The sequence below is a fragment of the Candidatus Clostridium radicumherbarum genome (genome assembly GCF_045310525.1).
GTDB lineage: Bacteria > Bacillota > Clostridia > Clostridiales > Clostridiaceae > Clostridium_AT > Clostridium_AT radicumherbarum.
This window is the reverse complement of sequence record NZ_JBJHZY010000012.1, coordinates 1,254-2,503: the sequence shown is the minus strand read 5'-3', so window position 1 is coordinate 2,503 and position 1,250 is coordinate 1,254. Positions and strand designations below refer to the sequence as shown.

The window sequence follows — 1,250 nt, the reverse complement described above, 5'->3', positions numbered from 1 at the left end:
GCTATGGGAAATCTTATCTTGAGGTGGGCTTCACGCTTAGATGCTTTCAGCGTTTATCCCTTCCTAACATAGCTACCCAGCCGTGCCATTGGCATGACAACTGGTGCACCAGAGGTTAGTCCATCCCGGTCCTCTCGTACTAAGGACAGCTCCTCTCAAATTTCCTACGCCCGCGACGGATAGGGACCGAACTGTCTCACGACGTTCTGAACCCAGCTCGCGTGCCGCTTTAATGGGCGAACAGCCCAACCCTTGGGACCTACTTCAGCCCCAGGATGCGACGAGCCGACATCGAGGTGCCAAACCTCCCCGTCGATGTGGACTCTTGGGGGAGATCAGCCTGTTATCCCCGAGGTAGCTTTTATCCGTTGAGCGATGGCCCTCCCACGAGGAACCACCGGATCACTAAGTCCTACTTTCGTACCTGCTCCACTTGTTGGTGTCGCAGTTAGGCTCCCTTCTGCCTTTGCACTCTTCGAACGATTTCCAACCGTTCTGAGGGAACCTTTGAGCGCCTCCGTTACATTTTAGGAGGCGACCGCCCCAGTCAAACTGCCCACCTAACAATGTCCGACACCCAGTTTCATGGGCTATCGTTAGAAACTCAGTACTGTCAGGGTGGTATCCCAAGGTTGACTCCGCAGGGCCTAACGACCCTGTTTCTCAGTCTCCCACCTATCCTGTACAGACAATACCGAATCTCAATGCTAAGCTACAGTAAAGCTCTACGGGGTCTTTCCGTCCAATCGCGGGTAGCGAGCATCTTCACTCGCAATACAATTTCGCCGGATTCGTTGTTGAGACAGCTCCCAAGTCATTACGCCATTCGTGCGGGTCAGAACTTACCTGACAAGGAATTTCGCTACCTTAGGACCGTTATAGTTACGGCCGCCGTTTACTGGGGCTTAAGTTCAAACCTTCGCTTGCGCTAAGTCATCCCCTTAACCTTCCAGCACCGGGCAGGCGTCAGCCCCTATACATCAGCTTTCGCTTTAGCAGAGACCTGTGTTTTTGCTAAACAGTTGCTTGGGACTATTCTCTGCGGCCATATTTCTATGGCACCCCTTCTCCCGAAGTTACGGGGTCAATTTGCCGAGTTCCTTAACAACGATTCTTCCGCTGGTCTTAGGATTCTCTCCTCACCTACCTGTGTCGGTTTGCGGTACGGGCGGAAGCTACCTCGATAGAAGCTTTTCTTGGCAGTGTGGAATCAGATACTTCGCTACTTAAATTTCGCTCCCCATCGTATC

Annotated in this window: 1 rRNA gene (only partly in view); it reads right to left on the bottom strand. The window is 52.6% G+C overall.

Going from position 1 to position 1,250, the window contains the following annotated elements:
• Positions 1-1,250: ribosomal RNA gene (locus tag ACJDUH_RS19650) — 23S ribosomal RNA — on the bottom strand (its annotated part continues 1,253 nt past the right edge of the window); the annotation flags it as partial.